The sequence below is a fragment of the bacterium genome (genome assembly GCA_035703895.1).
Classification (GTDB): Bacteria; Sysuimicrobiota; Sysuimicrobiia; order Sysuimicrobiales; family Segetimicrobiaceae; genus Segetimicrobium.
On sequence record DASSXJ010000152.1, the window covers coordinates 13,495 to 37,495 of the forward strand.

At 67.6% G+C, this 24,001-nt stretch carries 22 protein-coding genes; 18 read left to right on the top strand and 4 right to left on the bottom strand.

What is annotated here, in order from left to right; translation table 11 throughout:
* The first annotated feature begins 20 nt into the window (after positions 1–20).
* The 4 genes from VFP86_10310 to VFP86_10325 are packed head-to-tail and all read left to right on the top strand — an operon-like array spanning position 21 to position 5,452.
* Positions 21–2,969 carry an ATP-binding protein gene (locus tag VFP86_10310; GenBank protein HET9000028.1) on the top strand — a complete coding sequence of 983 codons (2,949 nt, stop codon included), beginning with the start codon at positions 21–23 and terminating at the stop codon, positions 2,967–2,969.
* Positions 2,942–3,364, top strand: a complete 423-nt coding sequence (locus VFP86_10315; GenBank protein ID HET9000029.1) for a response regulator — start codon at positions 2,942–2,944, stop codon at positions 3,362–3,364. Before VFP86_10310 ends, VFP86_10315 begins: the two co-directional genes overlap by 28 nt.
* Entirely contained in the window at positions 3,342–3,719 is a 378-nt protein-coding gene (locus VFP86_10320; GenBank protein ID HET9000030.1) for a response regulator, read from the top strand. The genes VFP86_10315 and VFP86_10320 overlap by 23 nt, the downstream gene beginning before the upstream one ends.
* Positions 3,716–5,452, top strand: a complete 1,737-nt coding sequence (locus VFP86_10325) for a GspE/PulE family protein (GenBank protein ID HET9000031.1) — start codon at positions 3,716–3,718, stop codon at positions 5,450–5,452. Before VFP86_10320 ends, VFP86_10325 begins: the two co-directional genes overlap by 4 nt.
* 18 nt (positions 5,453–5,470) lie before the next feature.
* Here the strand turns inward: VFP86_10325 and VFP86_10330 are convergent, their stop codons facing one another.
* Positions 5,471–6,244 (bottom strand): LLM class flavin-dependent oxidoreductase, encoded by a 774-nt coding sequence (locus VFP86_10330; GenBank protein ID HET9000032.1) that lies wholly within the window; start codon positions 6,242–6,244, stop codon positions 5,471–5,473.
* Between the two features lie 226 nt (positions 6,245–6,470).
* Here VFP86_10330 and VFP86_10335 point away from each other — a divergent pair, with 226 nt between their 5' ends.
* From VFP86_10335 to VFP86_10365, 7 genes are all read left to right on the top strand, one after another.
* Positions 6,471–7,439 carry a quinone oxidoreductase gene (locus tag VFP86_10335; GenBank protein ID HET9000033.1) on the top strand — a complete coding sequence of 323 codons (969 nt, stop codon included), beginning with the start codon at positions 6,471–6,473 and terminating at the stop codon, positions 7,437–7,439.
* Positions 7,440–7,494: 55 nt separating this feature from the next.
* Positions 7,495–9,933 carry a leucine--tRNA ligase gene (leuS, locus tag VFP86_10340; protein ID HET9000034.1) on the top strand — a complete coding sequence of 813 codons (2,439 nt, stop codon included), beginning with the start codon at positions 7,495–7,497 and terminating at the stop codon, positions 9,931–9,933.
* Positions 9,934–10,006: 73 nt separating this feature from the next.
* Positions 10,007–10,603 (top strand): sigma-70 family RNA polymerase sigma factor, encoded by a 597-nt coding sequence (locus tag VFP86_10345; protein HET9000035.1) that lies wholly within the window; start codon positions 10,007–10,009, stop codon positions 10,601–10,603.
* Positions 10,600–11,115, top strand: a complete 516-nt coding sequence (locus VFP86_10350; protein HET9000036.1) for a zf-HC2 domain-containing protein — start codon at positions 10,600–10,602, stop codon at positions 11,113–11,115. The genes VFP86_10345 and VFP86_10350 overlap by 4 nt, the downstream gene beginning before the upstream one ends.
* Positions 11,112–12,434, top strand: a complete 1,323-nt coding sequence (locus VFP86_10355) for a sigma-E factor regulatory protein RseB domain-containing protein (GenBank protein ID HET9000037.1) — start codon at positions 11,112–11,114, stop codon at positions 12,432–12,434. The genes VFP86_10350 and VFP86_10355 overlap by 4 nt, the downstream gene beginning before the upstream one ends.
* 89 nt (positions 12,435–12,523) lie before the next feature.
* Positions 12,524–13,447: a DUF5666 domain-containing protein gene (locus tag VFP86_10360; protein ID HET9000038.1), complete on the top strand. Its 924-nt coding sequence runs from the start codon at positions 12,524–12,526 to the stop codon at positions 13,445–13,447.
* 34 nt (positions 13,448–13,481) lie between these two features.
* Positions 13,482–13,781, top strand: a complete 300-nt coding sequence (locus VFP86_10365; protein ID HET9000039.1) for a MazG nucleotide pyrophosphohydrolase domain-containing protein — start codon at positions 13,482–13,484, stop codon at positions 13,779–13,781.
* Positions 13,782–13,795: 14 nt separating this feature from the next.
* Here VFP86_10365 and speB read toward each other — a convergent pair whose 3' ends face one another.
* The 3 genes from speB to VFP86_10380 are packed head-to-tail and all read right to left on the bottom strand — an operon-like array spanning position 13,796 to position 15,944.
* Positions 13,796–14,623: an agmatinase gene (speB, locus tag VFP86_10370; protein HET9000040.1), complete on the bottom strand. Its 828-nt coding sequence runs from the start codon at positions 14,621–14,623 to the stop codon at positions 13,796–13,798.
* A complete protein-coding gene (gene speE, locus VFP86_10375; GenBank protein ID HET9000041.1) occupies positions 14,620–15,519 on the bottom strand; it encodes a polyamine aminopropyltransferase in 900 nt (299 codons plus the stop codon). The genes speB and speE overlap by 4 nt, the downstream gene beginning before the upstream one ends.
* Positions 15,465–15,944, bottom strand: a complete 480-nt coding sequence (locus tag VFP86_10380; GenBank protein HET9000042.1) for an arginine decarboxylase, pyruvoyl-dependent — start codon at positions 15,942–15,944, stop codon at positions 15,465–15,467. The genes speE and VFP86_10380 overlap by 55 nt, the downstream gene beginning before the upstream one ends.
* 140 nt (positions 15,945–16,084) lie before the next feature.
* Here VFP86_10380 and VFP86_10385 point away from each other — a divergent pair, with 140 nt between their 5' ends.
* The 7 genes from VFP86_10385 to VFP86_10415 form a co-directional block, all read left to right on the top strand.
* Complete coding sequence (locus VFP86_10385) at positions 16,085–16,873, top strand: ABC transporter ATP-binding protein (protein ID HET9000043.1); 789 nt, start codon at positions 16,085–16,087, stop codon at positions 16,871–16,873.
* Positions 16,870–18,795 carry an AMP-binding protein gene (locus tag VFP86_10390; GenBank protein ID HET9000044.1) on the top strand — a complete coding sequence of 642 codons (1,926 nt, stop codon included), beginning with the start codon at positions 16,870–16,872 and terminating at the stop codon, positions 18,793–18,795. The genes VFP86_10385 and VFP86_10390 overlap by 4 nt, the downstream gene beginning before the upstream one ends.
* Positions 18,792–19,679 (top strand): branched-chain amino acid ABC transporter permease, encoded by an 888-nt coding sequence (locus VFP86_10395; protein ID HET9000045.1) that lies wholly within the window; start codon positions 18,792–18,794, stop codon positions 19,677–19,679. Before VFP86_10390 ends, VFP86_10395 begins: the two co-directional genes overlap by 4 nt.
* A gap of 55 nt (positions 19,680–19,734) precedes the next feature.
* Positions 19,735–20,799: a branched-chain amino acid ABC transporter permease gene (locus VFP86_10400; protein ID HET9000046.1), complete on the top strand. Its 1,065-nt coding sequence runs from the start codon at positions 19,735–19,737 to the stop codon at positions 20,797–20,799.
* A gap of 61 nt (positions 20,800–20,860) precedes the next feature.
* Entirely contained in the window at positions 20,861–22,039 is a 1,179-nt protein-coding gene (locus tag VFP86_10405; GenBank protein HET9000047.1) for an ABC transporter substrate-binding protein, read from the top strand.
* Positions 22,040–22,071: 32 nt separating this feature from the next.
* Positions 22,072–22,902 (top strand): ABC transporter ATP-binding protein, encoded by an 831-nt coding sequence (locus VFP86_10410; protein HET9000048.1) that lies wholly within the window; start codon positions 22,072–22,074, stop codon positions 22,900–22,902.
* A 113-nt stretch (positions 22,903–23,015) separates the two neighbouring features.
* Positions 23,016–24,001: AMP-binding protein (locus tag VFP86_10415; GenBank protein HET9000049.1), on the top strand; the 986-nt coding region annotated here is incomplete at its 3' end.

Sequence of the window (24,001 nt, forward strand, 5' to 3'; positions counted from 1 at the left end):
AGGTCTAGCATGTGCGGCGAGTGGGCATTTTCCTGGAAGAACCCCACAACATCCTCGTCAGTCGCGCCACGAGGCCGGGAGCGTTGATGCGGCTTACCACGCTGCAGTGGGCAGTGGGCATGTTTTCCGCCCTGTTGGGGGCGATGATGCTCATTGTCCCGCACCGGTTCGAGGCCGCGACCTACGCGGTGCTCCAACCGCATCTGCTGTGGTGGGGGGTGGCGTTCCTGCTGGCAGGGGCCGGCGTATTGGCTGCGGCGTTGATTCCTCTGAGGTGGCTGCTGCTCTTCACCCACCTCGCCGCCGGGATGGTGCTGGTCGTCCTCGCGACCGGCTTTGCCTCTCAGGATGCGTGGCCTAGAGCGATAAACTTCCTGGTCCTGGGACTGGGCGCCGCGCTTGTTCCGTTCGTCTCTCGCCGGGGTAAGATCGAGACGAGCGAGTCCGGCTGCGATCTCCTGGCGCTGTTGGTGGGGCTGGGGGCCGCCGCCACCGGGCTGATCATCATCGCGTTTCCCGGTCAGCTCGGGGGGCAGTTCTACGATCTGATCCGGGCACATCTGCCGCTATACGGCGTGCTGTTTATGGTCACCGGGCTTGCGCTCGCCGCGGCCCAGCTCCGCCCCGCCTCGTCTCCCATTATCAGATGGGCCTTGTACCTGGCCGCGGGCTCCACGCTGCTCGCGTTCGCGGGGAATACCGCCGTGGTCGTCGGGGACTGGACCGGCACTGCGTATTTCGGCGGGTTCGGCGCCCTCGTGGCGATGACCCCCTGGTTGGACCCGGTGCTCGGACACATCGATTCGTCATCGCTCCGAATCCGGCTGGCGCTGGCCCTGATCGTCGCCGTGGCGGCTCCGCTGATCGCCGCGGTCACCATCGTGACGGACCGGGCCGAGCTGTCCGCGACCAGCCAGGCCCTAACACTCCAAGAGACGATCGCGAATACGCTTGCCGATGACATTTCGCGCTACCTGTCGTTCCACCGGGCCGCCGCCGCCGGGTTGGCCAAGGCGATCAATTTGGTCCAGATGACCCCTCCTCAACAAGAGGCGCTGCTACGGACCCTCGGCGAGGAGTACCCGGATGTCTTTACGTTTGCGACCTACGACGATCGAGGGCACCCGCTGGCCCGCGGCGACTCGTTTCCGCGGGAGTCCATTGGGGGATCCCCGGTGTTCGAGCAGTCCCTTCGAAGCAACGCCGAGTCGCTGGCCTACCATGTGTCGCCGCTCAGCCACCGCCTGCTCTTCGAGTTCGGAGCGCCGCTCCGCCGGCCCGGCAACTCCTGGGCCGGGTTGCTCGTGGTGTCGGTCGAGTCCGCCCGTGTCGCCTCAACGATCGAACGAATCGGTGCCGAGACCAAAGGCCTGGCCTATGTGGTCAACAACCAGGGCCGTCTCCTCGTGCATCGGGATGCCGCTCTCAACGGATCCTTCCTTGACGTCTCGGATTTGCCCCCGGTCGCCAACCTGCTCGTGGGGCGCAGCGCCGACGGCGTGCTGAGGTACGAGAACAAGAATGGCTGGCAACTGGCCGGGTTCGCGCGCGTGGCGGGGACCGCACTGGGCGTCGTCGTAGAGCGTCCGCTCGCGGTCGCCGTCGCCGGCGCGCACACCGGCCGGGAGATCGCGTTTACGATTCTGCTCTTGATGGTGGGCGGGGCGGCGGTCGGGGGGATCCTCGCGGCGGGCGCCCTGGCGCGGCCGCTCGAGGCGCTGGCGCGTGAGGCGAGACGGCTCGGCGAGGATGACGCCACGGTGGCCCTGCCCGAGAGCAGTATTGCAGAGGTGAAGGACTTGGCGCGCACGTTCGGCGAGATGAGCGGCCGTCTGTCCGCGCGGACGCAGGAGCGCGAGCGCGCCTATGGGGCCCTACGCGAGCGCGAAGCCCGGATCCGTTCGATCATGGATTCCACGTCCGACGGGTTCATCTTCGTCGGCCGGGACGGCCGGGTCAAGTCCATGAACCAGCGGGCCATCGAGTTGCTTCCCACCGGAGCCGCGTGGGCCGGCGGCGCGGACTTTGCGCGCGCGGTGGCAGAGATCGACGCGCGTCCGCCGGAGCGCGAAGCGCTGGCCGCAACACTCCGATTGCTCCTCGAGGACCGCGACCCGGCGGGGAAGGGAGATCTCGAGGTCCGGGGAAGCGGGCGCGTGCTTCACTGGGATGCCCAGCCCGGCAAGGATGAATCGGGAGCCACGGTCGGCCTCACCATTACGCTCCACGATGTGACCGAGGAGCGCGAGGTCAGCCGCATGAAGTCCGACTTCGTCTCCTTCGTCACGCACCAGCTGCGGACGCCGCTGGCGGGGATCAAGTGGCTGCTCGAGCTGGCCGCCGAGACCCAAGACACCGGGGAGCTCCAAGCCTACATCCAAGACGCCCGGGAGGCCAACGAGCGGTTGGTGAACCTGGTCAATGACCTCTTGGACATCTCCCGGCTCGAGAGCGGGCGGTTGGCCGTGTCGCTCCAGGAGCTCAATTTGGGCACGATGACGGAGAGTGTGCTCGAGGAGCTGGGCCCGCTCATCAAAGAGAAGGGGCATCGATTGTCGGTGAGCGGGGTGGAGAGGGTCCCACCGATCGTGGCCGACCCGCAGCTGCTCCGCCAGGTGGTCATCAACCTCGTCTCCAACGCGATCAAGTACACCCCCCCGCCGGGAGAGATCGCACTCCAGATGCGCCCGGAGAACGGCTCGGTGCAGTGGGCAATTCAGGATAACGGCATCGGGGTGCCCAAGGACGCCCAGCCCCGCCTGTTTGAGAAGTTCTATCGGGCGGACAACGTGCACAAAATCGAAACCGAGGGGACGGGATTGGGCCTCTACCTCGTCCGGCTGATCGTCGAGCGGTTCGGCGGCCGGATCTGGTGCGAGTCTGAGGAGGGCAAGGGCTCGACCTTCCTCTTTACCGTTCCCCTCCCTGGAGGGAAGGACACGTGGACGCATCCCGCAAGCGGGTCTTGATCGTCGAAGACGACCGCTTTCTCCGGAGGGCCTGTCAGGCGCGCCTGGAGCAGCAGGGCTACACCATCCTCACGGCCCAGGACGGCGAGGAGGCCGTCCGGGTCGCCAGGACGGAGATCCCCGATCTGATCCTGCTCGATCTCTTAATGCCGAAGCTGCACGGCCTCGAGGTGCTGCGTATCCTGAGGGCGGAGGAAGGGACCCGAGCCATCCCGGTCCTGGTCCTCTCCAACTCGTCCCGCCAGGGGGACATGGACGACATCCAAAGGCTCGGAATCTCCGGGTACTTCGTGAAGGCGAATCTCTCGCTCCAAGATCTCAGCCATCAAGTCAAGCTGGTGCTCGAGTCTTCCGCGCCGGCAGGGGGAACGGATGCAGCGCATCCTGGTCGTTGAGGACGACCGGTTCCTGCGAAAGGCGGCCGAAGCCGCGCTCCGACGCCAGGGGTTTACCGTGCTTGTGGCCGCGGACGGGGAGGAGGGACTGCGGGTGGCCCGGTCCGAGCTTCCCGATCTCGTGCTCCTGGATCTGATCATGCCCGGGCTGCAGGGCTTCGAAGTGCTGAAGCTGCTCAAGGCGGAAGCCGCCACCTCGGCGATCCCGGTGATCATCCTCAGCAACCTCGGTCAGGATTCCGACGTGAAGGCGGCGATGGACGCGGGGGCCGTCGATTACCTGGTCAAGGCCAACCTGGCGTTGGACACGCTCGTGGCGCGGGTGAAAACGCTGTTCGAGGCGCGGACGCCGTGACGTCGGGGCTGCGGGTCAGCGATGCCGAACTCAAGACCCTCCTCGTGACCCAACTGGAGGTCATGGACGAGTCCGAGTTCGAGCGGGTGCGGGCGCTCGCCGCTCGGTTCAAGATCCCCTTTGAGCAGGCGGTCGTCGAGCGAGGCGGGATCCCCCTGCGGTTCCTCTTGGAGCAGCTCGGCAAGCTCTGGGGCGTCGAATTCACCGAGCTGCGCGCCGCCAACGTCAGTCCCGAAGCGATCCGGTCGGTGCCCGAGGAGTACGCCCGGGCGCATCTCCTGATCCCCTTCGATCGCCGGGATGGGTCCCTGCACGTGGCCATGTGGGATCCACGGGACCAGGCGGCGATCGAGGAGATCCAACGGATGGCGTGGATGAAGGTCGTCCCGTATCTCGCGACCGACACCGCGATCCATCGCGCCCTCCTCCAATACAAGGGCGACCTGCGCGCCATCCTCGAGCGCGTGGCGGAACAGCAACAACCCGGGACCGCGGAGCCGGATGATGAGGGGAAGTCGGCGATCGAACTGCTCGACAGCATCCTCGAGTACGCGGCGGTGTCCGAGGCGTCCGACATCCACATCGAGCCGTTCGAACTCGAGGGCGTGGTTCGGTTCCGCGTCGACGGCGCGCTCCAGGACGTCCTCAGCCTCCCCACCAGCCGGCTGCCGTCGCTGGTCGCGCGCGTCAAAATCCAGAGCGAGATGCGGATCGATGAAAAACGGGCGCCGCAGGACGGACGGTTCGACGCGGCGTACGGCGGGTTGAAGCTGGACCTACGCGTCTCTTCCATGCCGACCCACTGGGGGGAGAAGATCGTCATCCGGGTGCTCAGCAAGGAGCGGTCGCTGCTCGATCTGGAGGATCTTGGGCTCTCCCCCGCCGACCGCGAGATCATCGTGCGAAACATCCAGCGTCCCTTCGGGATGATCCTGATCACGGGCCCGACCGGCTCGGGCAAGACGACGACGCTCTACGCCACCATCAATCGCCTGCACGTCGAGCGGCACAACGTCGTGAACATCTCCACGGTTGAGGATCCGGTCGAATACACGATTCCACGGGTGAACCAGGTCTCGATCAACCCGGTGGCCGGCCTCAACTTCGCCACCGGCCTTCGCGCGCTGTTGCGACAGGACCCCGACATCATCATGGTAGGGGAGATCCGGGACCATGAGACCGTCGAGATGGCCGTCCGGGCCGCGCTCGTCGGGCGGCTGCTCCTGTCCACGCTCCATACGAACGAGGCCACGGTGGTGGTGCCGCGCCTCCTGGATATGGGGGTCGAGCCGTTCCTGATCAACTCCACCCTGATTCTCGTGATTGCCCAGCGGCTCGTCCGGAAGATCTGCGTGCACTGCCGTCAGAGTGTCCCGCTCGACCGGACGTTCCTCGAGCGCCTGCGCGCCCGGTCCGACTACGAGGAGACGATCCACGTGCTCCAGACTCAAGGGGTCCTCGGGAAAGCCGCCGATCCGTTGGTCGGGATCCACACGTTCAAAGGTCGCGGCTGTTCGCAGTGCCTCAACACCGGCTATCGTGGTCGCATGGGGGTGTTCGAACTGCTCGAGATCACCGATCCCATCCGGACGTTGATCCTGGAGCGGGGCGACGCGGGCATGATCCGGAGGGCGGCCATCGCCGGAGGGATGCGGACGATGTTCTGGGACGGCCTCGCGAAGGCATTCATGGGCGAGACCACGATCGAAGAGATCTTTCGCGTGGCCCTGTAAGGATCGCGACTCCCCGCCCTACGGCTTCGCCGCCCGTAGAAGCGCCAGGTATTCTTCGACCGTGTCCGCCCCGGTGATGGCGCGGAGGACGACCTCGTCGACCGCGCCCTGCCATTTCTCAACCGCCGGCGGGATGGCGTCCGGACGCTCGGCCGCGATGGCCGTGTCCATCGGCGTGACCCTCATGCGCGCAAAGTGGGCCCCGTACGCCGGGATCGCTGCGTACCGGTTCCCCTCCAGCGCCAGTTTGTCGCAGGCCGCCGGCCCGAGGGCCACGCGGACATACGCGAAGCGCTGGGGCGGTTCGCGACCCGCTGCGGCTGCGCCGTCACGCACCCACGCGGTGGATCGACGCGCGTGTTCGGGAGTCAGCCAATTGAACAGCACGGCGTCGGCGACCTCTCCGGCCAAGCGGCACATCTGCGGACCGAGCGCGGCCACGACGAGGCGGACAGGGAGGTGGGCCCGCAGAGTGGCGACCCCTTCGCGGACACGCGCAAGGGCCCCCGGGTTCGCACTTCCGACGCCCAGGAGGAGACGGGGGAGGGGAAGGTCGTTGGCCCGCACGCCCTGGTCGATGCTGTCTGGTCCGCGCGTGTACAGGGGAATCACCCCGACCCCGAGCTCGACGTGCCGTGTCTCGCGCGCCGCCGGCGCAAGCGCGACCAGCCCATCGATCGCGCCGGGATAGTTGACCCAGAAGGAACTATACCCGAGCGCCTCGGCCTCCCTCGCCGACGCGCCGACGATCTCGGGCGCGGTGCCCGCGAACAGTGCAAAGCCTCGTCTCATCGCTCTCTCCTCTCGAGGTCCGCGCGGTGGCCCGCGCGCCCGCGGGCCTGCTTGTGAGTTCGCCGGGGAGGCCCTCACAACCCGCCGGGATCCTCGCTATGGTTGCGGGTCCGACGCGAGGTCCCAGGCTCAGGGCAGGGGTCAACGCGAAGACCCCCTAATATGCCTGTGGGGCGGCGCCGTAGGCGCCGCCGCGCGAAACGATCTATGTGCGAAGGAGGGGGCGGTGAACGCGATCCGTGTGCATGCCGTTGGGGGACCTGAAGTGTTGTGTCTCGAGGAGCTGCCGACACCCACGCCGGGACGTGGGGAGGCGCTCGTGAAGATCGAGGCCGCCGGGGTGAATTATACCGATATCTATTATCGGATGGGCTGGACGAAAGCCGCAGTCCCCTTCACCGTGGGCGTGGAAGGGGCGGGGACCGTGGAGGCGCTCGGGCCAGAGGTCGGCGGGCTCAAGCAGGGCGACCGGGTTGCGTACACCGGGTCGCTTGGCGCCTACGCGGATTACGCGTCCGTACCGGTGTGGCGGCTGGTCCGGCTTCCCGGCGGTACGGATGCGCGCACCGCCGCGGCCGCGATGCTGCAGGGGATGACCGCGCACTACCTCTGTCACAGCACGTACCCGCTCAAGTCCGGCCAGACCGCCCTCGTCCATGCCGCGGCCGGAGGGGTCGGGCTCCTCCTGGTGCAGATGATAAAGATGCTGGGCGCCCGGGTGATCGGCACCGTGTCGACAGAGGAGAAGGTCAGGCTCGCGCGGGAGGCCGGGGCCGATGAGGTGATCATGTATACGAAGGCGGACTTCGAGGCGGAGACGAAGCGGCTCACGGACGGCCGCGGGGTCGACGTCGTCTACGATTCTGTCGGGAAGACCACGTTCGACAAAAGCCTCAATTGTCTCGTCCCGCGAGGGTACCTCGTGCTCTTCGGCCAGTCGAGCGGGCCCGCGCCGCCGCTCGATCCGCAGGTCCTCATCAAGGGATCGTTGTTCCTCACCCGCCCCACCCTCGGAAACTATACGGCCACGTCCGAGGAGATCAATGAACGGGCCGGAGACGTGCTGGGGTGGGTCGCGTCGAACCGGCTGCGCGTGCGGATCGAGGCCACGCTTCCCCTGGCGGAGGCCGCGGAAGCCCACAAGCGGCTCGCCGGGAGAGGGACCTCGGGGAAGCTCCTGTTGATTCCGCGATGACCCCGAGTTAGAGTAAGGGGTAATCTCTACAGCGGATTTGCATCCCTAGACGCATATGGGCGACACCTACGATCCCAAGCACATCGAGGCGAAGTGGCAGGCCCGCTGGGACGCGGACGGGCTGTACCGCACCCGCGACGACCCGAGCCGGCCCAAGTTCTATTTCCTGACGATGTACCCGTATCCCAGCGGGGACCTGCACCTGGGTCACTGGTACCCGATGACGCCGTCGGACACCAAGGCCCGCTACCTCCGGATGCGGGGTTACAACGTGCTCTTTCCCATCGGGTTCGACGCCTTTGGGCTGCCGGCGGAGAACGCGGCGATCCAGCACGGCATCCATCCATACAAGTGGACGATTGCCAACATCGAGCGCATGCGTGGACAACTGCGCTCGATGGGCGCGATGTTCGACTGGTCTCGGGAGATCGTCACCTGTCAACCCGAGTACTACACCTGGAACCAGTGGTTTTTCCTGAAGTTCTACGAGGCGGGGCTGGCGTACCGTGCCTTCGCGGCGGTCGATTGGTGTCCCAACGACAACACGACGCTCGCCCGCGAGCAGGTCATCGGGCCCGATCGCGTCTGCGAACGCTGCGGGACGCCGGTCATCAAGAAAGACCTCGAGCAGTGGTTCTTCCGGATCACCCGGTACGCGGACGAGTTGCTCGACTTCAGCAAGATGGACTGGCCGGAGCGGGTGCAGACGCTCCAGCGCAACTGGATCGGCCGGAGCGACGGCGCGGAGATTGTCTACACGAGTGAGCGGGGCGACCCGATCACGGTGTTCACGACGCGCCCCGACACGCTGTACGGCGCCACGTTCCTCGTGCTGGCACCCGAGCATCCCTTGGTGGAGAAGCTCACGACGCCCGAGCACCGGGCCGAGGTTGCCGCCTACGTCCATCGTGCCCGGCGCCAGTCGGAGATCGAGCGGCTGGCCGAGGATCGCGAGAAGACCGGCGTCTTCATCGGGGCGTTCGCGCGCCATCCGCTGACCAACGCCCGAATCCCCATCTACATCGGAGATTACGTCCTCTTGACGTATGGCACCGGGGCCATTCACGCGGTGCCGGCGCACGATACTCGCGACTTCGCGTTCGCCCGCAAGTACCGGCTGCCGATCCCGGTGGTGATCGCCCCCCCCGACTGGGACGGCAAACCCCTCCCCGAGGCGTATGTCGGTGAGGGCGTGATGGTCAACTCGGGCCCGTTCGACGGGACGCCGAGCGACGAGGGGCGCGCGCGTGTGACCGAGGCGCTCGAGCGAGCCGGCCGCGGCAAGGCCGCCGTGACGTACCGGCTGCGAGACTGGTTGATCAGCCGGCAACGATATTGGGGGACCCCGATTCCCATCATCTATTGTCCGGGGTGCGGCCCGGTTCCGGTTCCGTACTCAGATCTGCCCGTAGTGCTCCCGGAGGACTCGCAGTTCCTCCCCACAGGCGAATCGCCGCTCAAGCTCGACGAACGGTTTCGGCGCACGCGCTGCCCGCGGTGCGGGGGCGCGGCCGAGCGCGAGACCGACACGATGGACACCTTCGTCGATTCGTCCTGGTACCAGTACCGATATCTGAGCCCCCACGACGGCGACCGCCCGTTTGACCCTGCCGAGGCCCGAATCTGGGTTCCGGTCGATCAATACACCGGCGGCATTGAGCATGCGGTGCTGCACCTGATGTACACCCGGTTCTTTACGAAGGCCATGCGCGACATGGGGTTGCTGTCGTTCGATGAGCCGATGCTCCGGCTGTTCAACCAAGGACACATCCTCGGGGCCGACGGCAACAAGATGAGCAAGTCACGCGGGAACGTGGCCAATCCGGACGACTATGTCGGCACCATGGGTGCCGATACGGTCCGGACCTATCTCATGTTCATTGGACCGTGGGACGGCGGAGGCCCGTGGAACCCCCAGGGCATCGAGGGATTGCACCGGTTCCTCCATCGGGTCTGGCATTTAGTGGTCGACGCGGCGCCGCCCGGCCCGGGCGGCGCCGACGGCGCGGCGACCGTGCGCCGGGTCACCCACCAGACGGTCAAGCGGGTCACCGACGACCTCGAGGCGTTCCGGTTCAATACGGCGCTCGCGGCGCTGATGGAGTGTACCAATGCGCTCTACCGGGCCCGTGAGCAGGGCGCGGCGGGGACAGAGGAATGGTCGCCCGCGCTGCGGACCATGGTGCTCATGCTGGCCCCGTTCGCGCCGCACCTCGCCGAAGAGCTCTGGGCACAGCTGGGAGAGTCGTACAGCGTGCACCAGCAGGCCTGGCCCGCGTGGGATCCGGAGGCGGTGCGGGAGGACACGGTCACGCTCGTGCTGCAGGTGAACGGCCGGGTCCGGGATCGGGTCCAGGTGCCGGCCGGCCTGGACGAGGCGCATCTGCGGGAGACCGCCCTCGCGAGCGAAAAGGTGCGAAAGTTCATCGACGGGATGCAGGTTCAGGACGTGATCGTGGTCCGCGGGAAACTTGTGAACGTCGTGGTGCGCTGAGAGGACGGAGGAACTTTTCGCCGGCCTGCTTCGTCTGTATACGGGAATGGGCAGGCTGGCCGTGATGGCGCCGATGGCGCAACCTGGCATCATCCGCCCGGGACAGTACACGCCGGAAGAGCTGGCGCGCTACGAGGCCATCGTGCACCGCTACGCGCGCCACGTGTACAACATCGCCTACCGGATGGTGGGCAACGAGGCGGACGCCAGAGACCTGTCTCAAGAAGCGTTCCTGCGCGTCTACCGAGCGTTGCGGCGCGTCGAGCCCGGGGCCCCGCTGGAGAGCTGGCTCTACCGGATCGTCAGCAACCTGTATATCGACCTTCTCCGGAAGCGCCCCCGGTCCCGGGTGGAGTCGCTCGACGTGCCGATGGACACTCCGCGCGGTGAAGTGCTGCGGGAGTTCCCCGACAGCACCTCGAGCCCGGAAGCGATCTTGGAGCGGGAACACCTCGACGGCGCGATCCAGCGCGCGTTGGGAACGCTCAGCGAGGAGCTCAGGTTGGTCGTGGTGCTGAGTGATATCGAAGGGTTTGCGTACGAGGAGATCGCCGCGATCCTGCGCGTGCCGCTCGGGACGGTGAAGTCCCGCCTGCATCGGGCGCGGCAGATTCTCCAGCAGCGGTTGGCGCCGTACATCGAGGCCCGGAAGCGAGGATGGGAGGGATGAAGCTCAATCATCACCGCGCGGGGCACCTCCTCTCGCCGTACCTTGACGGCGAGCTGCTCCCCCAGGAAGCGGTCGCGGTCCAGGACCACCTCCTGGAGTGTGCCGTGTGCCGCGCGGCCTATGATCGTCTCCGCGCCACCAAGACGCTCCTGGGCGAGCTGCCGGTCGCGGAGCCCCCGGCCGAGTTCTGGACTACCCTGCGGGCGCCCCGGGGGTCCTGGTTCCCACTAAGGACGCCGCTCCCGCTGCGCTGGCCGGCGCTTCGCCGCCGGGTCGCATGGGTCGCCGCCGCGGGGATTGTGGTGCTCGCCCTGGCTCTGGCCCCGTGGATCAAAGGCAGCGTGGACCGGCTGCACGCCGCCGAGATCGGGGTGGATCTGTACGTTCGCGAGCACGCGCTCCAGATGAGCACCCAGCCGTTGACCGATCGGGCGTTTCTCGGCGTGGTCGCAGGCGACTCGGACCTGGTGCTCGTGGGGGAGTCGGCTCGCCCCGGGGAGACGGCGCCATGATCCTGGCCCGCATGAGCCGCGCGCTCGCGATCTCAGCGGTGCTCGTTCTTGTGGCGGCGGAGGTGAACTTTGCCGCGCCCCCGGGCCCTCCCGCGCTCGCGCCCGCGCGGATCTTGCAGCTGGCGCTCGACGCTCCCCGCCTCGTGGACTACGAGGGGACGAAGGTGGTGACCGCGCTCAGGGGAGGGCGGATGGAGACGATCACGGTCGCGGAGTCTCACAAGCGGCCCGACTCGATCCGTCTGGAGTACCTCTCGCCGGAGGATCTGGCCGGCCGGCTGATCGTGGACAACGGCGCGGTGACCTGGCACTACGAGCCCCGGCTGAACATGGCGTTCGAGGGACCCACTCTTGAGGGCGGCGTCTTGAGCCGGGATCTCACCATGCTGCTGCGCAACTACCGAGTGACCGCGCTCGGCGTCGAGGACGTGATCGGGCGCCAGGCCTATGTCATCGCCCTCGATCCCGTCAAGTCCGGGGTGCGGCGCCAGCTGTGGGTGGATCGCGCCACCGGGACCGTGCTGCGCAGCGAGGAACGGGATCCGTCGCGGGGCGTAATCCTCAGCACCTACTTTTCGCGCATCAGCTTCAGCCTGAATCAGCCAGAGGCGTACTTCCAGTTTCGGATGCCGGCCGGGGCTAGGCTGTTCAAGATGTTTGCGACCGAGGCGGGCTCGACGAGCCCGGCCGCTCTCCAGGCCCGGGTGCGGTTCCCGGTGCTCATCCCTCCCGTGCTCCCCGAGGGGTACACGTTCCGGGGCGGGGCGCTGAGCCGGTTCGGGAGCCTCGAATCGGTGTACCTCCGCTACAGCAACGGCGGCAACCTCATCTCGTTCTTTGAGGCGCCTGCGGGATCGATCGGATGGCCGTCGGCAGGGCAGCGGACCACGGTCGAAGGGCGGCCGGCGCGGCTCGTCGATCTCGGATACTTTCGGGTGTTGATCTGGGAGCAGCGTGGCCTCCGCGTGACAGCGGTGGGCACGGCTCCGACCGAGACGCTGCTGACCGTGGCCGGACACATCGCCGCCGGGCGGGAGCAGGCGCTGGTCCACGACGTCTCGACCAGGATCCAGAGTGATCCCACGACGGTCAGCAAGCTCCGTGGTGAGGGGCTGACCTTTCCCGAAGTCGCGCGGACGATCGTGCTCTCCCAGCGGCTCGGCACGGATCTGCCCACCACCGTTCGGTTCGTCCGAGGGAGCATGACCGCGACCGACCTGGCCGGCAAGTTGGGGATGCGGCCGGAGACGCTCCAGAAGACAGTGGAGCAGGCCGCCGGTGAGCTCAAGGGCATTCCCGCGCTTAAGCCACCGCGTTGACCGATCCGGGGGCGTCATGTCGGCGCCCCCTCGCCGGCCGGCGCGCCGCCCGAGGAACCTTTTCGCGCCTCTGCCACGTTACTCTAGACATGACGCGGTCCTTCGCACGACGCCATGCTGCGCTCGCCGGGCTCCTCGCCGTGCTGGTCACCGGTCCGCTGGTCACCGCGGCCTCGGTTGCCGGAACGCCGGCACCGCTTTCCAAGGGTTGGGGCTGGATGCTCGCCGCCGGGACCGTCTCCGGCGTGGATCCCAACGCCCGCACGGCAACGCTGGCGATCGCTGGGCAGGGCCGGCTCGAGACGTCTGAAGGCGGAGGCAACTGGCGCCGCCAGTTGGTGACCGGTTCTCAGCTCGTGCACCTGCTGCCGGAGACGGTGATCGCGGACGGCGGCGACGAACCCGCGACGCTTGCGGCGATTCACCCCGGCGCTCCCGCCTCGGTGTGGGGGGTCGTGAAACCGGATGCCTCCGTGCTCGGGCTCAAGGTTCTGATGACGCCCCCAGTTCCCCGTCAGTCGCCCGCGTTCTCCCTCACCACGTCACGGCCGGGTGGCGTGTCGGGAGCGGTGCTCCGCTCGTCGGGCGGGATGCTCGAGCTGGTGAGCGCCCAGGGAGCCCGCCGGAGCGTCATCGTGACCGGGGCCACGACCGTGCGGAAGGCGTCCGGGATCGTCACAGCGGCCATGATCGCGCCGTACGATGTCGTGCGGGTAGACGGGGCGGTCAACGCCGACGGCAGCGTCGCGGCGACTCGCATCGAGGTGGAGCTGGAGGCGGCCGCTGCCGCGAAGGTGTCCGGCCCGTTGGATCAGGTCTTTCAGGAGCTCGAAGGCCTGGTCGTGGGCGGCGTGCTGGTCCCGATTCCCACGGGGTGCTACTTCATCAAGGGATCCGGGCCCGGGGCGTTCAAGCAGTTGACGCCCGGACAACCGGTGACCGTGTACGGCGTGCCGATCTCCGCCGGGACCGCATTCGTGGGCCTGCGCGCGCGCGTCATCGTCTGGCGGTAGACGCTCGGAACGTTCTCTCACGGGTGGTGCGCTCGTGGAGATCCGCGTCCTACAGAGGCAGATCGAGGCCACGTTCGGGACGCGCGATCGATCCCGAGGCGCCGATGGGACGTTTCGTCGCCTCGTCGAGGAAGTCGGGGAGGTGGCCAAGGCGCTCCGCGCCGCGGATCGATCCGCGCTCACCCTCGAACTTGCCGATGTCGTCGCGTGGACTCTGAGCGTGGCGGCGTTGCACGGGATCGATCTGGACGGCGCGCTCGAGCGGTTCAGCCGAGGATGCCCGCGCTGCGGCGCGTCCCCCTGTCGCTGTCCCGCCGATCCCGGCGTCCTCTGACCCCGGCGCGTGCCTCACGAATCCCGAGGAGCGAAGAGCAGGAGCATGTCCCGCACGAGAGACGCGGCGATGACCGGGGTGCGCCCTCCGGGATCCCAGGGTGGGGCCACCTCGACGATGTCCATCCCGACAATGTGGTGGCCGCTCAGGCTGCGCAGCGCGGCGAAGAGCTCGGGATACACCGCCCCGTCCGGTTCAGGGTTGCCGGTTCCCGGTGCCACCGACGGATCGAGCACGTCGATATCGACGCTGAGATACAGCGGCCGCGACCGAAGCGTCGCCAGCAATGGGTCCGGAAGGGACACTCCGCGGGACACGTGCAGGCTGCGCGACCGCGCGAGAGCGAACTCCTCCCGGGTTCCCGCGCGGATCCCCAACTGCACGAGCGGGCATCCTTCGTCCAGGATCCGGCGCATCACCGTCGCATGGCCGATGGGGTGTCCCTGATACGCGTCTCGCAGGTCGGTGTGTGCATCCCACTGGATGACGACGAGGTCATGGTGGCGCGCGATCAGGGCCTGGACCGCGCCCAGCGTGATCGTGTGCTCGCCCCCCAGCAGGAACGGGAGGCCGGGGCCGAGGTGGCGGCGGATCGCCCGGACCATGGCTGCGGGATCGAGGGTTTCCAGTTGAAGGTCGCCGCCGTCGACGAACGGCAGGTGCTCGAGGTCGCGGTCGATGAGGGGACTGTACGTCTCGATGCTCTCCGACGCCCAACGGATCGCCGTCGGGCCCCACCGGCTGCCCCTGCGAAACGACGAGGTCGCATCGTAGGGAACGCCGATGAGCGTGGGGGCGGGCCCGGGCACCTCCCCGGGAGCGCGCGAGGCCAGGAAGGTCACTCGGCCTCGATGTCGCCCCGCAGGTACGGAGGCAGGTCGAACGCAGCGTGGTGCCTGGAGGGCGTGTAGTATTTGAGCGCGAATCCCGCCACCCGCCGTGCGATGTCGACGTCCCGAACCCGCGCCGGGTCGGGCGCCAGACTTCCGATCGTGAACGACCAGAGGACGCCGGGGTACGCCATCACCGTCGCGACACACGTCCGGATGACAGGAAACGACGGACGCAGATGCCGCCGTACCATCCGGACCAGTTCCTGCTGATACACCGCGGACCCGGATTGCGCGACCACCATGCCGTCGGGTCCGAGACGGCGCGCCACCTGGGCGTAGAACTCCTCCGCGAACAGCCCGATCGCAGGGCCTTCGGGGTCGGTGGAGTCGATCAGCACCACATCGAACTGGTCGGTGGTCTCGCGCACGTACGCGATCCCGTCGCCGATCACGAGCGCAGTGCGGGGATCCTCGAAGGCGCGGCCGCAGATCGCCGGGAGGTACTCCCGACCTGCCCGGATCACTGCTTCATCGATCTCGACCATCGTGACCCGCTCGACCGGGTGCTTGAGGACTTCCTCGAGCAGCCCGCCATCGCCCCCGCCAATAATGAGGACGTGCCGGGGGGCCGGATGCGTGCACAGAGCCGGGTGGGCCAGCATCTCGTGGTATACGAATTCGTCACCCTCGGTCGTTTGCACGGCGCCATCGAGGACGAGCATCCGGCCGAACAGCGGGCTTTCGTAGACCTCGAGGTACTGGAACGGCGTGCGTTCCTCGTGGATCCTCCGGGTGACCCGGAACGCGGCGGTGACGTCCACCGCGCCCTGATCGACGATCCACGCCCCTTTCATCGGGGGAGGCCGGTCGAGGTCGGCCAGAACAGCGCCACCGCGACCGCGCATCCGGCCCGTTCCACCGTGTGCTCTGCCACGGTCGTGATCAGCTCGTCCAACACGAGTCCGCGAATGCGAAACCCCTCTTCGAGCATGCGGCGCACGGCCCCGTCCACGTCTGCGCCGGAGGTGTGCGCCGTGTGCTCCATGATCACCCCGTACCGTTCGCGAGAGATCCCGACACCGATTGCAGCGGCGATGCGATCCCCGGCCCGGGAGCTCGCGATGCGCGCGTACACTGCGGGGAGGAGCAGCCCTGGGGGATACCGGGGCAGATCGATGACCCGTGCGCCGGGGGGCATGATGCTTGTGACGCGGATGAAGTTGATGTCGGCGACGCCGGCGTCCTGGAGCGCCCGGTCGAACGCATTGAGTTCCGTGGTGCCCTCGCCGTGTCCGGCGACGAGTGAGACGGCTTTCGGGGACTGCCACATGCGGCTAGATATTCCACCAGGTGGGGAGAAGACCTTGTGCCCGCGGCCCGTGCCGTAGTCCCGCGTTGGGAGGGGATAGCCCCCGGCCCGGTCGAACACCATCGGTTACGGTGGGCGCGGGCGGTCCAGGGAGTGGTGGGGTGACGGCCGGAGCTGACGACGCGCTGCTCACGGTCGAGCGCGTCTCGCTGGAATTTGGCGGCCTCGCGGTCCTCCACGACGTTTCCCTCGAGATCCGGCCCCGCGAGCGGCTCGCCGTGATCGGGCCCAACGGAGCCGGGAAAACCAGCCTGCTCAACTGCATCAACGGCTTCTATCATCCCAGCGCCGGCGGGATCGTGTACCGAGACCACGACATCACCCGCGCGGCCCCGCACGAGATCGCTCGGCTCGGTGTCGGCCGCACGTTCCAAAACATCGAGCTCTTCACGGGCGCGACCGTGCTCGACAACCTGCTCTTGGCCCGTCACCGCCACATCCGGTACGGCGTGCTCGCCGCCGCGCTGTACTACGGGCGCGCGCAGGCCGAGGAGACCGTCCATCGGGCCCGGGTCGAGGAGGTCATCGACTTTCTCGAGCTCGAGCCGATCCGCCACGCGATCGTCGGCGGATTGCCCTACGGCCAGCGCAAGCGCGTCGAACTGGGACGGGCGCTCGCGACCGATCCGGAACTCCTCCTGCTCGACGAGCCGATGGCCGGGATGACGATTCAAGAGAAACAGGACATGGTCCGGTTCGTCGTCGACGCGAACGAGGCGCTCGGCATCACGATCCTGCTGATCGAGCACGATATGGGCGTCGTCATGGACGTGGCCCACCGGGTCTGTGTCCTGGACTTCGGCGATGTGATCGGTGAAGGGACGCCGGACGCCATCCGGTCGAACGCCCGGGTGGTGCGGGCGTACTTGGGCGAGGAGGTCGTCCGGTGACGCCCGCGATGGGCGATTCGTTGGGGCTGACGCTTCCCCAACTCCTGGCCGCCCGCGCGGCGGGACCGGAGGGTGGACGCATCGCGCTCCGCTACAAGGATCGAGGCATCTGGCAGGAGTTCACGTGGCAGGACTACCAGGCGCAGGCCCGCGCGTTTGGGTTGGGGCTCGTGGCGCTGGGCCTCGCGCCGGGCGAGAAGGTCGCGATCCTGAGCGAGAACCGGCCAGAGTGGCTGGTGGCCGAGGTCGGGACGTGCGCCGTCGGAGGGATCGCGGTGGGCGTGTACCAGGACGCCATCGCCCGGGAGATCGGGTACGTCGTCGATCACGCCGATGCGACCTATGTCGTCGCCGAGGACCAGGAGCAACTGGACAAGATCCTGGACGTCCGAGCCGCGCTCCCGAAGGTGCGGAAGATCATTACGGTGGATCCCAAGGGGATGCACCGCGTGCACGATCGCGACGTCATGCGGTTCCCCGACGTGGTCGACCTGGGCCGGCGGTATGACCGCGATCATCCTGGCGTGTTCGAGGAATGCCTCCAGAGCGGCAAGCCGGAGGACATCGCCAACATCGTGTACACCTCCGGCACGACGGGGGCCCCAAAGGGGGCGATGCTCACCCACCGGAGCCTGATCAACATGGCGGTCACCTTTGCCGCCGTGGATCCGGTGCGTCCGAGCGACCAGCTGTTTTCGTACCTCCCCCTGCCGTGGATCGGGGAGCTCGCCATGGCCGTCGCCACAGCGCTCGCGTTCGGGGTGACCGTGAACTTTCCGGAGGAGGTCGAGACGACGCGCAGCGACGGCCGGGAGATCGGGGCCCACGTCCTCTTCGCACCGCCCCGGCTCTGGGAGGCGCTGACCAGCCAGGTCCAGGTCAAGATCATGGACACCACCCCGTTCAAGCGGGCCGCCTACCGCCTGGCGTTGCGGTGGGGGTATCGGGTCGCCGACAAGCGCCTGCGGCGAGAGCGGTTGACCATCATCGACCGCTGCCTGTACTCGCTCGGGTATCTGCTGGCGTTTCGGGCGGTCCTGGACGACATGGCGATGCTGCGCATCCGCCACGCGTACACCGGCGGCGCGGCGCTGGGGCCGGACACGTTCCGGTTCCTCCGCGCCCTCGGGCTCAACATCAAGCAGCTGTACGGGCAGACCGAGATCGCCGGATACAGTTGCGTGCACCGGGACGACGATGTCCGGTTCGAGACGGTCGGCCGTCCCACGCCGGGGGTGGAGGTCCGCATCTCGCCCGAGGGCGAGATCCTCGAGCGCAGCGACAGTGTATTTCTCGGCTACTATAAGGACCCCCACGCCACGCGTGAGGCGCTGGCGGACGGATGGCTGCACACCGGGGACGCCGGATACTTGACCGAAGACGGGCACGTGGTGGTGATCGACCGCCTGGCCGATGTGATGCGCCTGGCCGACGGGACGTTGTTCTCTCCGCAGTTCATCGAGAACAAGTTGAAATTCAGCCCGTTCGTTCGCGAGGCGGTCGTGGTCGGTCACGGCCGCCCGTTTGTCACCGCCATCCTGAACATCGACCTGGCGGTCGTGGGCAAGTGGGCCGAGGACCGGCAGATCGCCCACACCACCTACACCGACCTCTCCCAGAAGCCCGAGGTCTACACGCTGATTGCCGATGAGGCGCGCCGCGCGAACGAGACGCTGCCCAGCGCCGCCCGGATCCGGCGATTCGTCCTTCTCTATAAGGAATTGGATGCCGACGATGGCGAGCTGACCCGCACGCGCAAGGTCCGGCGCCGCGTGATCGCCGAGCGCTACGCCGATCTCATCGAGGCGCTGTACGGAGGCCGCCCCGACCGCGTCTCCGTGCGGGCGACGATCACCTACCAGGACGGGACGACGGCGGTGGTGGAAACTGCGGTGCGCGTGGTGGAGGTGCCTGTGTCGTGACGATCCTCCTACAGCTTGTCGTCACCGGGGTTGTGGTGGGCATGGTGTACGCTTTGGCGGCGCTCGGGTTCGTGCTGATCTACAAGGCCAGCCGCGTGATCAACTTCGCGCAGGGGTACTTCCTCGCGCTCGGCGCGTTCGGGGCCCTGGCGATCGCGCAGCTCACCCATCTTCCATTCATCCTCGCCGTGATCGCGAGCATCGCCGCGAGCGCGCTCCTCGGCCTGCTCGTTGAGCGAATCCTGCTGCGGCCGATGATCGGGGAGCCGGTGATTGCGGTGATCATGGTCACGATCGGCCTGGCCGCCGTGCTCCGCGGCGGGATCGTGCTGGTGTGGGGCGCCGGGAACTTCGGGTTCCCGCAGGTGCTTCCCGAGGCGCCGCTGACGCTGGGTCCGCTGATCGTGTCCCCCGTGCACCTCGGCGCGCTTGGTATCTCACTCGCATTCCTGGCGGTGTTTGCGTTCTTCTTCCGCAACACCACGCTGGGGGTGGCGATGCGCGCGGTGGCCGACGACCAGCAGGCGGCGCAGTCGCTCGGGGTCAGCGTCCGCCGCATCTTCGCCGTGTCGTGGGCGATCGCGGCGGGCGTCGCCGCGGTGGCCGGCGTGGTCGTGAGCAGCCTCAACGGATTGAACGCCGATGCGCTGAGTTTCATCGGCCTCAAAGTGTTTCCGGCGGTGATCCTGGGGGGACTCGATAGTGTCCCGGGCGCGGTGGTCGGCGGGGTGGCGATCGGGGTGCTCGAGAACCTGGCCGGCGGGTACCTCGACCCCCTCGTGGGCGGCGGGACGAAAGAGGTGGCGCCGTTTGTGGTCCTGGTGCTCGTGTTGATGCTGCGGCCCTATGGGCTGTTCGGTACCGTGGAGATCGAGCGTGTGTGACCTGGGCCGACCGCCCAAGACGCGCACATGAGCACGCGCACATGAGGACGCGCGCGTGAGGAGATTCGTCTTCTCCGACTGCGGGGACTTCAAGACCCGGTACGAACAGGAAGCCGCGCTGTTTCCGAACGATGTGGGCCGTCTCGCCCTCTGCGTCGCGCTCGTCATCTGGTTTCTGGCTATACCCGCCCTCGCGGGACCGTATCTGCTGTCCATCGTCAACCTGACCGGGGTCGCGATCATCGGCGCTACGGGATTGAACCTGTTAACGGGCTACACTGGCCAGATCACAATTGGGCACGGCGCGTTCATGGGGGTCGGCGCCTATACGGCGGCGATCCTGGCCGCGCGGGTCCATCTGCCTTTCCTCGTCGTAATCCCCCTCGCCGGGCTGGTCACGGCCGGGGTGGGGGCGTTCTTCGGCATCCCGTCCCTCCGGCTCAAGGGCCTGTACCTGGCGATCGCCACGCTCGCGGCGCAGTTCATCCTCGAGTATGTGTTCCTCCACTGGGACTGGTTGACCCGGGGTACCTCGGGCTTCCCCGTTCCTACCGCGAGGATCGGCCGGTGGGCGGTGGTCGGAGAGCGCCCATTCTTCTGGGTGATCGGGGCCGGAGTCGTGCTGATCACGTGGCTCAATCTCAACCTCCTGAGAACCCGCGTCGGCCGGGCCTTCGTGGCGATCCGGGACAACGATCGGGCGGCGTCCGCGATCGGGATCCCTCTATTCGGCTACAAACTGCAGGCGTTTTTCCTCAGCGCCTTCATGGTCGGCGTGGCCGGAGCGCTGTACGCGTACTACATCGGCGTCGTGACGCCGGGCAGGTTCAGCCTGGAGCTGTCGATCGATTATCTCGCGATGGGGATCGTGGGCGGGCTCGGCACCGCCCTCGGCCCGATCTATGGGGCGGTGGTGATCACGGTGCTCCCGGAGATTCTGCGGTCTCTCAGCCAGGCGCTGAGCGGTGTGTTTCCGAACATCACCACCGCCCTCAATGCCCTGCGGGACGTGGTCTTTGGGATCGTCATCATCGCCTTCCTGATCTTCGAACCCGAAGGATTGGCGGACCGATGGCGGGTGCTGCGCGCATACTTCAAGCAATGGCCGTTCGCGTACTGAGATCGTTGTGGCCGGACCGCCGCCGGAGCCGGGGTCCGAGACCCTGAGGGAGGTGGGAAGCATGAGACGACGCGAGGTGCTCACCGCAGTGGGGGGAGCGGCGGCCGTCCTGATCACCCGATCGTGGAAGGCGTCGGCGCAGGCGCAGGCGGTGAAGTTGGGCGCGCTGTTCGACATTACCGGAGCCACGGGTGACATCGGCGCCCACTACGCCGACGGCTTTCGCGACTACATTCGTTGGACCAACGAGCACGGCGGCATTCGGAACGGGATGAAAGTGGACCTGCTCTTTACCGACTATCAGTACAAGCCGGATCAGGCCATCGCCTTCGTCAAGAAGCTGGCGGAGCAGGACCAGGTGCCGGCGATCAGCGGCTGGGGAACGGGGGACTCGATCCTCATGAAACCCCAAATCGAGAGCGCCGGTGTCCCGTACATCCCGGCGAGTTTTCACGCCGGCCTGCTTGACCCGCCGAACGAGTGGATCTGGCTGATCGGGCCGTCCTACACCGACCACATGAAGGCATTGCTCGATTACATCAAGCGGACGCACAAGGGCATCGGGAAGGCGAGGGTGGCGCTCTGCGTCAACAACTCGGACTTCGGCCGGTCGCCGGTCGGGCCGGCGAAGGAGTACGGCCCGAAGATCGGCATCGACATCGTCGGCGTCGAGGAAGTGGCCGCCGGAACTATTGACGCCACGAGCCAGCTGCTGAACTTGAAGCGCTTCGCCCCGACCCACATCATCAACCAGAACGTGGCGCGTCCCTCTGCGATCGTGATCCGCGATTCGCGGAAACTGGGGATCAACGCGCAGGTCTTGGGGATCCACTACACCGGGGACGAGCTGCTGTTCGAACTGGCCGGGGATGCGGTGGACGGGGTCATCGCGAGTTCGTTCGTCAGCAACTGGTTCGAAAAGGTCCCAGGCATGACTCAGGTCCAGCAGATCAATGCAGCGTATCATCCCGACGCCAAGGTCCGACCGCTCCACTACACGCAGGGGATCGTCCACGCCATGGTGTGGGTGGAGATCTTCAAGCGCGCGCAAACGGTGGACCGGGCCGGGATCGCCAAGGTGCTGAACGGGGGGTTCAGCATGACGACCGGGGGGCTGACGGCTCCGATCACGTATGGGAAGGACGACCGGAAAGGCGCGGATGGGATCAAGCTCTTCCGGGCCGATATCAAGACGAAACAGTTCAAGCCCATTACGGATTGGTACGAGGCGCCGGCGTGACCCCGGCGCGTGCCCCGGCCGAGGCGCCGGGGATGTCGGCAGGCGGGGACGGGTCCGCGGGGCGCGATCCAGCGGAACCGCTCCTCGTCAACAACATCGAGGTCGTGTACCATGACGTGATCCAAGTACTGAAAGGCGTGTCGCTCAGCGTCGCGCAGGCGCGGATCGTTGCGCTCCTCGGGACGAACGGCGCCGGAAAGACGACGACGCTACGGGCGATCTCCGGGCTGCTCAAGACCGAGGACGGCCGCATTCGGGACGGCACGATCACCTACGCCGGGATGCGGATCGACGGTCTCCCGCCCGAGACGATCGTCCGGCGTGGGATTGTCCAGGTGCTGGAAGGCCGGCGGGTGTTCAAGCACCTCACCGTGGAAGAGAACCTCAGGGTGGGGGCGGTGGTGAGCGCGGACGCGTTTCCCGAACGGCGGGACCTCGTCTATAGCTACTTCCCCGCACTCGAGCGCCACGCCCGCCGCCTCGCCGGGTACCTGTCCGGGGGTGAGCAGCAGATGATCGCGATCGGCCGGGCGCTCGTTGCCCGGGCGCGGCTCCTGCTCCTCGATGAACCGTCGCTCGGGCTCTCGCCTCGCCTGGTGGAGGAGATCTTCGGCATCATCCGGCGGCTCCGGGATGAACAGGGGATCACGGTGCTCCTGGTGGAGCAGAACGCCCGCCAGGCGCTCGGGATCGCGGACTACGGGTACGTGATGGAGGGCGGCAAGATCGTCATGGAGGGAACCGCGGGCGCGCTCCTGGGCAACCCCGACATCAAAGAGTTCTACCTCGGGCTCACGGAGGCGGGGATCCGCCGCGACTACGGCGCGTTCAAGTACTATCGGAGGCGCAAGCGCTGGCTGTAGACCGCACGGATGCACTTTACGAGGCGAGCGAAGGGGCCTCCCCCGAGGCTCGCCTGCGACGGCAAACGGAGCGCCTCCGCGCCGCGGTGGCCGCGGCGGAGAACGCCCCGGGGATGCGCGAACGCTTACGGACTAGCGCGCTCGCGCCCCAAGACGTAGTCGGCATCGAGTCACTGCGGCGCCTTCCCGTGTTACGCAAGGAGGCGTTGCCGGCCACGCAGGCGGCCGCCCTCCCGTTTGGCGGCCTGTTGGAGGTCCCCACCGGAGATCTCCGGCGCATCTATGTCTCGCCCGGCCCGATCTACGATCCCGAGGCACGCGGGAGGGATCCTTGGGGGCTGGCGCCGGCGGTGCATGCCGCCGGCTTCCGCCGCGGGGATATCGTGTTGGTCACCTTTGCCTTTCACCTGACCCCGGCCGGCCACATGATAGATAGTGCTCTAGAGATGCTCGAGTGCGTGACCGTCCCGGGCGGAGTCGGAAACACCGAGGTTCAGGCTCGGGCCCTCACCGACCTGCACGTGACGGGTGTGATCGGAACGCCGAGCTTCGTGCTGACGCTTCTTGAGCGGGCGGCGGCCCAAGCCTCGCGCGCGTCCGTCGAGGTGGCGCTGGTCTCGGGGGAGTACCTCACTGCCGGCCAGCGCCGGAGGGCGCATGAGGAATTTGGTGTCCGCCTGACCCAAGCGTACGCGACGGCGGACGTCGGGTTAATCGCGTACGAGTGCCCGGTGCAGCAGGGGCTGCACGTCGCCGACCGCGTCGCGGTGGAGGTGCTGGACCCGGAGAGCGGCGAGCCGGTGGCCCCGGAGACCCCCGGCGAGGTGGTCGTCTCGCTCCTCGAGCCCCCGTATGCGCTGCTTCGGTTCGCCACCGGAGACCTCGCCGCGTGGTCGCGCGCCCCCTGTCGATGCGGCCGCACCACTCCGCTGCTTGCCGGGATCCTGGGCCGCGTCGGCGATGCGGTGAAGATCCGTGGTCTCTTTGTCCATCCGGCCGAGGCCGACCGGGTCATCCTGGGGTTCCCCGAGGTCGCCCGGTACCAGATCGTGGTGAGCCGGCCTGGCGGGCGCGACGAGGCGCGCCTCCTGCTGGATCT